This window comes from Actinoalloteichus spitiensis RMV-1378 (assembly GCF_000239155.1).
Taxonomy (GTDB): domain Bacteria; phylum Actinomycetota; class Actinomycetes; order Mycobacteriales; family Pseudonocardiaceae; genus Actinoalloteichus_B; species Actinoalloteichus_B spitiensis.
Map to the genome: position 1 here is coordinate 1 of NZ_AGVX02000069.1, position 9,419 is coordinate 9,419.

The window sequence follows — 9,419 nt, forward strand, 5'->3', positions numbered from 1 at the left end:
CCCGCGCGACTGGCGGTCGGTCGCCGAGAGCGTGGAGAGGAGCCGCCGCGTCGGGATCCGGGCCCCCGCCCCCGCCGCCTCCATGGAGCTCCGTCCTCGGCGTGGTGAACGCCCCGTCCCACCGGGGCGAGCTCGTCAGCGGCACCGGCCACCAATGCCTCGTCGAGCTCGCCGTCGGGGCGGTCGTCGCGTCCCGGCCGGTGGTCCCAGGCGGTGACCCGTCAGGAACAGAACGGGTCCTCGTACTCGTCGAGCGCGATGACGGCCATCGCCGTCTCCACCCCGCCAGGGCGCAGGATGTGACGCATCCGCGCCACGTCGAGGAAGGCGTTGTCGAGCGGGTGGGCCATGAGTCGGGACAGCGCCGCCGCGTACTTGGCGGCGGAGTCCTCACCGGGCATCTCGATCGACATCTCCGTGCGGGTCTCGAACAGTTCGTGCGTGACCCCGTCGGGCAGCCGTTCCGGCGGCACCTCCTCGAGATCCACCGGGACCTTCACCAGCCAGTGCGGACCTTCCGGGGTGTGGTAGCGCCGCCGCTGCTCCCGGGTCTCGATCGCCGAGCACCGCCAGGGCGCCCCCGATACCCGTGCGCCCAGGCCGTCGGCCAGCGACGCGAGTCGGTTGACGACCTCCCAGACCGCCTCGTTGAGCTCGTCCCAGTCGTACCACGCCTCGTGGGTCTCGCCGCGCTCCGCGGCTCGGGCGGGGACGGCGGCGGACAGCGCGAACGTTGCCGGTGTCGCCTGTTCCCGCACCTGCGGCCACGCGTCGACGAACACGCGAGCGTCGTCGAGCGCGGCGTCCTCGGCCTGACGCTGGCGGCGGATCGCCTCCCGGTGGTTCCGCAACAGTTCCGGCGTGTCCTCAGGGTGCGCCAGGGCGTGCCGGACGAGGCGGACGGCCAGCCCGGCCCGGCGCAACGTCGCCACGAGCAGCGCCCTTTCCACCTGGTCGAAGGTGTAGCGGCGGTACCCGGTCCTGGGGTCGACCTCCGCCGGCACGACCAGGCCCTCGGAGTGGTAGAAGCGCAGGGTCTGTGCCGGAAGTTGGCACACCTGGCTGAAATCGCTGATGGACAACACACCAGGAGCGTGGACCCTGCGGTAACCAGAAGGTCAAGCCCGGCGGCGGTAGGAGTGCCCGGCGCCACTGCCGTTCCCGCCGGGGAGGCGCACGGCGCACTCCCCGGGAGTGCGTGACGACCGCGGCGCGAACCAGCGGCGGTGGGTGCGCTCGGCGTCCACGCCCCAGCAGGTGGCCGGCCTGGCCGTCCTCGGCCCGGAGGTGCGAGTTCCCTGGAACTTTCCCGGCTCCCCGTCCGACTGTGTACGTGGGGGACGACCGGGAGGGCGCGATGGTCTCGACGACAACGACCGACGACACTGGGCGGCGGCCTTCCGAGCCGCTGGCGGACCTGCGGGCCGCCGTACCGGACGCGGTCGCGGCTCTGCTGCTGACCGGGGCGATCTTCGCGTTCCTGCACCACCGGGTGCGGACCGGCGTCTCGGCCACGCTCGAGGTGATGCCCTACCTCGCCGACGCCAACGCCTACTGGATGTACTGGCTCTGCCAGGCCTTCGGCTGGTCAGCGCTGCTGTGGGCCTGGATGACGACGATGCTGGGCCTGGTGCGCTCCGCCCGACCACCCCGCTGGCTCCCGGTGCCGCCCGCCCGGATCGAACGGTGGCACCGCGCGACCAGCCTCACCACCATCGGCCTGATGTTCGCGCACGCCTTCCTCTTCTTCACCGAACTCGTGCGCACCAGGGAGCCTGGGGGCGGCTGGGTCGGCCGCACGTGGAACGCGTTCGTCGAGGCCTTCGTGCCCGGCGGCTACTCCTCCGGCACCGGACGGGTCGCGATCCTGCTCGGGTTGCTGGCGTTCTACCTGGCCATCCCGCTCAGCATCGCCTTCTACCTCCGGCACCGCACGGGCGGGAGGACGTGGCGGGCACTGCACCGCTTCGTCATCGTCGTCTACGTCCTCAGCGCCTGGCACACCCTGCTGTACGGCACGAACGTGTGGTTCGACGGGTGGCCGAGGACGACGCTGTGGCTGCTCCAGATACCCGTGGCCGTCCTGCTGCTGGTCAGGCTGCTCGCCCCGGCCCGCAGGTCCGAACGCCTCCGCCGCCTGGCCGGCTGGCTGGCCGTCGGGCGGCGGGCGGTGGCCCTGCTGGCGGTGTCCGCGTCGATCCTCGTGGTGCTGGCGGTGGTGGTCACCGGACGGGACGGCGGTCGAACCCCCGGGGTCGACGGCGCCGGCCTCTCCGTGCACCCGTGGATGGTGTGGTTCGGGACAGCCGTGCTCCTCGTCGCCATGGTGGTCGCGGTCGCCGTGGTCCGGGCGGCGGAGCGGAGGCGGGTGACCGAGCGCGGTGGGCCGAGGAGCTGATGTCGCGGGGGCCGCCGGCACCGGCTCGCGCCTCAGCCGCCCGCCTGACCAGCACGACCAACCGGCCCCCACGAACGCGGATCCGGCTCGGTACCGAACCCAGGTCCAGCCGGGCACGCCGTGCCCGTCTCGACCTGCGGACCGCCCTGGTGGGGAGCACAGTGGGGCACATGGATCGGATCGCCGACGTCTGGGGGCCGCGCACCCCGCACGGCAAGGGGACGGTCTGGCCGGCCAGGGTGGACGAGTACCTGGCCGACGGTCTGTCCGAGGACGAGGTGGACCGGTGGGTCCCCAGCGCCTGCGTGCTGTGCAGCAACGGGTGCGGCTGCGACATCGCGGTGAAGGACGGCCGGATGGTGGGGGTGCGGGGGCGGGCGACCGACGTGGTCAACCACGGCCGGCTCGGACCGAAGGGCCTCTACGGCAGCACCCCGTGGGCGTCGTCCCCCGACCGGCTGACCCGCCCCCTGGTGCGGGAGGCGGGGCAGCTGGTCGAGACCGACTGGGACACCGCGATGGGTCGGGTCGTGGAGGTCTCACGCCGGTTGCTGGCGGAGAAGGGGCCGCTGACCCACGGTTTCTACAGCACCGGCCAGCTGTTCGCCGAGGAGTACTACGTCCTCGGGGTCATCGGCAAGGCCGGGCTGGGAACGCCGCACATGGACGGGAACACCCGGTTGTGCACCGCGACCAGCGCGGCAGCCTTCAAGGAGTCCTTCGGCGCTGACGGGCAGCCCGGTTCCTACACCGACGTCGAACACTGCGACGCGCTCTTCCTCTACGGCCACAACATGGCCGAGACGCAGACCGTGCTGTGGATGCGGGTGCTGGACCGCACCCGATCACCGGACCCGCCGGTGGTGGTCTGCGTGGACCCGAGGCGCACCCCGGTGGCAGTGGAGGCGGAACGCACCGGCGGGGTCCACCTCGCACCCCGGGTCGGCACGAACCTCGCGTTGATGAACGGGCTCACCCGCGAACTGTTCGCCAACGGCTGGGTCGACGAGCGGTGGGTCCGAGACCACACCCTGGGCGTCGAGGAACTGCGCGGAATCGTCGAGCCCTACACCCCGGAGGTGGTCGCGCGGACCTGCGGGGTCGACGCCGACGACCTGCGCAGGGCGGCCCGGATCTTCGGGGAGAGCCGCGACGTCCTGTCGACCGTCCTCCAGGGCTTCTACCAGTCCCACCAGGCCACCGCCTCGGCCGTGGCCGTGCACAACCTCCACCTGTTGCGCGGCCTGATCGGTCGACCCGGGTCCGGTGTCCTCCAGATGAACGGCCAGCCCACCGCCCAGAACAACCGGGAGTGCGGCGCGGACGGCGACCTGCCCGGATTCCGCAACTGGGAGAACCCGCGCCACGTGGGGGAGTTGGCGGAGCTGTGGAACGTCGACCCGTTGACCATTCCGCACTGGGCGCCACCCACCCACGCCATGCAGATCTTCGGCTACGCCGAGGAGGGCAGCATCGGGCTGTTGTGGGTCGTGGGAACCAATCCGGCCGTGTCCATGCCCGAGTCGGCGCGCATCCGCCGGATCCTGGGCGGTGACCAGTGCTTCGTGGTCGTGCAGGACCTCTTCCTCACCGAGACCGCGCGGCTGGCCGACGTGGTGCTGCCCGCCGCCGGCTGGGGCGAGAAGACGGGAACGTTCACCAACACCAACCGGGTCGTGCACCTGTCCGAGAAGGCCGTCGAACCCCCCGGTGAGGCGAGGAGCGACCTGGAGATCTTCCTGATGTACGCCGACGCCATGGACTTCCGCGACAGGGACGGCGCGCCGCTCGTCCCTTGGCGGGAGCCCGAGGAGGTCTTCGACGCCTGGCGGGAGGCGAGCCGAGGTCGACCCGTGGACTACACGGGACTGACCTACGCCAGGCTGCGAGGGCCCACCGGGATCCCGTGGCCGGTCACCGAGCACGCCCCCGACGGAACGGACCGGCTCTACCACGACGGGGTGTTCCCCACCCGCACCGACGAGTGCGAGACCTACGGCCACGACCTGCTCACCGGCGCGGTCGTCACCGAGCAGGAACACCGGGCGATGCGCCCCGACGGTCGCGCGTTCCTCAAGGGAGCGCACCACACCCCGCCGCACGAGGAACCAGGACCGGAGTACCCGATGCTCTACACCACCGGCCGGACCGTCTACCAGTTCCACACCCGGACCAAGACCGGCCGGTCCCCCTCGCTCCGGGCGGCGGCACCCGACGCCTGGGTCGAGCTGTCCGAGGTCGACGCCGCCCGGCTGGGAGTCAGCGAGGGCGACGTGGTCCGGGTGGAATCGCCGAGAGGCGCCATCGAGGTCAGGGCCCGGGTCGGGCGGGTGAGACCGGGAACGGTGTTCGCGCCCTTCCACTACGGCTCCTGGGACCTCGACGACGCCGATCCCGAGCACCAGCACCGGCAGGCCAACGAACTGACCATGACCGTGTGGGATCCGGTGTCCAAGCAGCCCTACTTCAAGACGGCGGCCTGCCGCGTCGTCCGGGTTCGCGGCGGTGACGGCCCCGCGCCGGCGCCCACCACGGCGGCGTCCGCGCCGGTCGGCGGTGGCGTTCCGGGGACGTCCGGCGGGGCGCCGACCACCACGCGGCTGACGGACACCCCGGGCTACCCGGACGACCCGGCGGTGGACGCGGCCGGCGGGACCGGAGGCCGATGATGCACCTCGCCACCTACGTGGGGCTGGCCCACCGGTCCGAGCGGACCCTCGCCGAGTCCCTCCGCGTCGTCGGGGAGGGCCACGCCCGCCACCCCGACGTGCTCTTCACCTGTCGCACCCTCGCCGGGTTCAGCGACGACCACGTGCGCCAGCTCGAGCCCGTCGCCCGCCGTTACGGCGAGCGGCACGGGGGCGACGTCGAGGAACCCGACCGCCTCCACGCCGCCGGGCTCGCCGAGGTCCGCTCCGGGCCGGTCGGCCTGCTCCGCGACCTCCAGGACCTGCACGTCCTGGGCACTCTTGTCCTGACCACCTGGACCGTGATCAACCAGGCGGCCCAGGGGTTGCGGGACCACGAGCTGCTGTCCATCGCGCGGAGCGCCAGCGGGCAGACCTCCCGTCAACTGTCCTGGTTGAACACCCGCATGAAGGCGGCCGCACCGCAGGCGCTGATCGTCGCGCCGTGACCGCGTGCGTCGCCCTCGGATCCGGTCACCACGTTCCCGGCCGGGGTTGGTGTCCCCCGGTCCCTCCTCGTGGGCACCGGCGACCTCGGCGGGCGCACCGGCTCGTCGTGACGGGTCGCGACTCGAGGGCGGCCTGGACGGACCAGGAGCGCCCCGCTCCGAGGGGTGCGGCCCGCCGAGCGGGTCCGCGACCGAGGACGCACGGTGTCGAACGCGGACCGCCTCGTCCGACGAGGAACTCCCACCGACCCACCATGCCGGGGCCGTTGCCACCGGCCCTGCTCGGGACCCAGCGGGTAAGGACGCACCGCCTCGGAGTCGCGGTCTCCGAGCCGCGCACAGGGTGAGCGAGGCCGGGTACGACGAGGTCCGCGCCCACCCCGATGGCCGCCCGGTCCCCGGCGGGCGACGCCCGCTAGTCCTACCCGAGCACCGCCGCCTCGCCGACCGGGCCTTCCCGGAATGCCTCATCGTGAGTCGTCTCCCGGACCGCAGTTCCGTTCCTCCCGGCCAGGGCGATCGCCCTCGCCCGCTGGGGACCGGCGGAAACGGGGCGGATCGAGTGAGAACGCCGCGGTGAACGACGACGTGGTGGTGCCCCCGGCAGGATTCGAACCTGCGACCTCGGGATTAGAAGTCCCTCGCTCTATCCACTGAGCTACGGAGGCGTGCGCCAAACGCGCGGACAGGTTAACCGGTGTGAAGTCGGTGTTCAGCTTCAGCGGTGGACCGTTGCCGAGCCGGTACCTAACCGATGACGACCGCACACCTTCCCCGCGTGAGCCGGGGGAAGCCTAGTGGTCACCGCCCGGCTGACCGGCTCCTGGGCTGGCCAGGTGGAGATCGTTTTACCAGCCGAAACCCGGATGGGTTGCCACCTGATGCCGTGTCCGTGTGCTCTTGGTCACGGCGATTCACTCCCGGGCGGCTGACTCCGGTGCCGTCGCCGGGAAACCGCACGTGGCCGTAAGGACGGCCGGACCGAGCCGGGGGCATCTGTCCTAGGCTCGCGCCGTGTCCCCCACACTCACCACGGAACGGGTCGAGGCCGACCGGAAGGAACCGGCTCGGCGCTCCGCCGTCGGCGTCCTCGCGGTCGTCCTGCCGGGTACGGTGCTCGCCGCGCTGGTCGCGGCCCTCGTCCTGATGCTGTCCGCGACCGACACCTACCTGGCGCTCGGCCTGCCCGATCCCGGGGACGTGGTCCGGTACGGGTTGCCCGTGGCCCGTGTCGTGGCGGAGGTCGGTGCCGCGGTCACCATCGGGTCGTTGCTGCTCGCCGCGTTCCTCACCCCTCCGCAGCGCTCCGGGGAGCTCGCCGCCGACGGGTTCGCGGCGGTGCGCATCGCGAGCTGGGCCGCCGCCGCGTGGGCGCTCGGCGCGGCGGTCACCGTGCCCCTCAGCCTCGCGGACGCGGTCGGGTGGCCGCTGGCGCGGGTCCTGGACTGGGAGATGTTCGGCGAGCTGCTGGGTCAGCTGGAGCAGGCGCGGGCCTGGGCGTGGACCGCTGGTCTCGCGCTGGCGGTCGCGGTCGCCTGCCGGGTGGTGCTCACGTGGTCGTGGGCCGTCGCCTGGTTCTTCCTGTCGTTGGCCGCTCTCCTCCCGGTGGCGATGACGGGGCACTCCGCCAGCGGAGGCGCGCACGACGTCGCCACCAACAGCCTCCTGTTCCACCTGTTCGGCACGATGCTGTGGGTGGGCGGCCTGATCGCCCTGGTCACGCACGCCCTGCGAGGCGGCCGTCACCTCGGTCTGGCGGCTCGACGGTTCTCCCGGCTCGCCCTGGTCTGCTGGATCGCCATGGGCGTCTCCGGCGTGGTGAACGCCCTGTCCCGCCTCCGCCCCGACGAGTTGCTGACCAGCACCTACGGTCAGCTGGTGGTGGCCAAGGCCGTGGCCATCCTGCTGCTCCTCGTCTTCGGCTACCTGCAACGGGAGCGGTCGGTCGCCGAGATCGAGCGCACCGGCTCCGCAAGGCCGCTGATCCGCCTCGGCGCGGTGGAGATCCTGTTTATGCTGGTCACGGTGGGTCTGGCCGTCGGTCTGGGACGGACTCCGCCGCCCAGGGAGGTGGCCAACACCGAGATCAGCGCGATGGAGCTGGTGCTGGGCTTCGAGCTCGACGGGCCGTTCACCTTCGGGCGGATGGTGTTGGACTGGCGTTTCGACCTGGTGTACGGGACGTTGTCCCTGGTCCTGGCCGGGTTGTACCTGGCGGGTGTCCGCCGGTTGCGGCGGCGGGGCGACGCCTGGCCGGTCGGGCGGACGGTCGCCTGGTTGGGTGGCTGTGCCACGGTGCTGATCGCCACCAGTTCCGGTCTCGGCAAGTACTCGCCGGCGATGTTCAGCGCCCACATGGGTGCCCACATGATGCTGGCGATGCTCGCCCCCATCCTGTTGGCCCTGGGCGGTGCGGTGACCTTGGCGCTGCGCGCCCTGCCCACCGCCGGGAAGGACGGCGCGCCGGGGCCGAGGGAGTGGCTGCTGGCGGCCGTGCAGTCGCCGGTGACCCGGGTGCTGGCCCACCCGCTGGTCGCGCTGGTCCTGTTCGTCGGGTCCTTCTACGGCCTCTACTTCTCGGGGTTGTTCGACGTGGCCCTGGACCAGCACTGGGCGCACCTGGCCATGAACGCCCACTTCCTGGTGACCGGCTACCTGTTCTACTGGCTGGTGATCGGGGTGGACCCCGCGCCGCACCGGTTGGCGCCGATGGGGCGGCTCGGTCTGATGTTCGCGTCGATGCCCTTCCACGCGTTCTTCGGCATCATCCTCATGGGGTCCAGCACCATCATCGGGGAGTCCTTCTACCGGGGGTTGTCCCTGCCGTGGGTGTCCGACCTGTTGGAGGACCAGCGACTCGGCGGTGGGTTGTCCTGGGCCAGCGGGGAGGTCCCGGTCCTGGTGGTGATCGTGGCCCTGCTCGTCCAGTGGGCGCGCAGCGACGCCAGGGACGCCGCTCGTTCCGACCGGCGGGCCGAGTCCGACGGGGATGCCGACCTGGCCGCCTACAACCGGATGCTCCGCGACCTCAACGGCCCTGGGAAGTAGCCGGCGCCGCTTCGGCCCACCCCTGGGCCGCCCGGCCTCGGACCCCGTGCTCGCCGCGCGCGGACGGGCGGGCTGACCGGTGGGGCGTTCTGGCGACCCGGTCGCGCGGTCCTGGCGCGGGCGCGCGGGCTGACCGCGCAGGTCGTGCTGGTGCCGAGCTGGGCCCGGTCCTCCCGGCGTACGCCCTTCCGAGTGGAAAGTGTCGGTTTCCCCCGGGTTGTGCACAGGCCCTCGGTTGTCCACAGGACGGTTGCCGGTGAGCTGCCGGCGGCCCCCTCGGTGGGCCAGCCTGGCTTCCGGAAACCGAACACGGGGGAGGCGGGCGGCCCGGCAGCGTTCGCGGCGGTGAGGCGGACCCGCTGCGGGAGCGCCGCGCCGGTGCGTGCCGAACCCTCCTCCGATCACCGGAAAGGCTGATGACAGTGCACGAGACGATGACGACCGTGGTGGGAACCCTGATCAGCGAGGTTCGGGCCGGCCAGACGCGGGAGGGGCACGCCTCGGCGAGCTTCCGCGTGGCCAGCAACGAGCGCCGGTACGACCGGGGTGCCGGGCGGTGGGTCGACGGGGACCGCCTGTTCCTCACCGTGCGGTGTTGGCGCCAGCTGGCCGAGAACGTCACGGCCGCGTTGCGCAAGGGCGATCCGGTGGTGGCCCAGGGCCGCCTTCATACCCGTGACTACGACGTCGAGGGGCAGCGCCGGTACGCCGTCGAGCTGGTGGCGACAACCCTGGGGCCTGACCTGGCCCGGTGCCGGGTGGATCTGCTCCGCGACCGGCGAGAGGGCGTGGAGGGGGCTGGTCCCGGTGCCCCGGAGCCGGGGGCCTCCCCGGCTC

At 72.4% G+C, this 9,419-nt stretch carries 6 protein-coding genes and 1 tRNA gene; 5 read left to right on the forward strand and 2 right to left on the reverse strand.

The window, feature by feature from the left end; all coding sequences use genetic code 11:
• Positions 1-221 precede the first annotated feature (221 nt).
• On the reverse strand, positions 222-1,085 hold the full coding sequence (locus ACTIDRAF_RS0203460; RefSeq protein WP_016697326.1) for a MerR family transcriptional regulator: 864 nt from the start codon (positions 1,083-1,085) through the stop codon (positions 222-224).
• Between the two features lie 272 nt (positions 1,086-1,357).
• On the opposite strand from ACTIDRAF_RS0203460, the gene ACTIDRAF_RS0203465 reads away from it, so the two are divergent.
• The 3 genes from ACTIDRAF_RS0203465 (at position 1,358) to ACTIDRAF_RS0203475 (ending at position 5,534) form a co-directional block, all read left to right on the forward strand.
• Positions 1,358-2,398 carry a ferric reductase-like transmembrane domain-containing protein gene (locus ACTIDRAF_RS0203465; RefSeq protein ID WP_052168690.1) on the forward strand — a complete coding sequence of 347 codons (1,041 nt, stop codon included), beginning with the start codon at positions 1,358-1,360 and terminating at the stop codon, positions 2,396-2,398.
• A 170-nt stretch (positions 2,399-2,568) separates the two neighbouring features.
• Entirely contained in the window at positions 2,569-5,067 is a 2,499-nt protein-coding gene (locus ACTIDRAF_RS0203470) for a molybdopterin oxidoreductase family protein (protein ID WP_035291902.1), read from the forward strand.
• Positions 5,064-5,534 carry a hypothetical protein gene (locus tag ACTIDRAF_RS0203475; RefSeq protein ID WP_342626666.1) on the forward strand — a complete coding sequence of 157 codons (471 nt, stop codon included), beginning with the start codon at positions 5,064-5,066 and terminating at the stop codon, positions 5,532-5,534. The genes ACTIDRAF_RS0203470 and ACTIDRAF_RS0203475 overlap by 4 nt, the downstream gene beginning before the upstream one ends.
• 592 nt (positions 5,535-6,126) lie before the next feature.
• On the opposite strand, the gene ACTIDRAF_RS0203480 is transcribed toward ACTIDRAF_RS0203475, so the two are convergent.
• Positions 6,127-6,202 (reverse strand) — tRNA-Arg (locus tag ACTIDRAF_RS0203480).
• A 346-nt stretch (positions 6,203-6,548) separates the two neighbouring features.
• Between ACTIDRAF_RS0203480 and ACTIDRAF_RS0203485 the strand changes: the two genes are divergently transcribed.
• Entirely contained in the window at positions 6,549-8,582 is a 2,034-nt protein-coding gene (locus tag ACTIDRAF_RS0203485) for a bifunctional copper resistance protein CopD/cytochrome c oxidase assembly protein (protein WP_016697330.1), read from the forward strand.
• Positions 8,583-8,998: 416 nt separating this feature from the next.
• Positions 8,999-9,419 (forward strand): single-stranded DNA-binding protein (gene ssb, locus ACTIDRAF_RS27050; protein ID WP_016697331.1); only part of this gene is annotated, 421 nt, incomplete at its 3' end.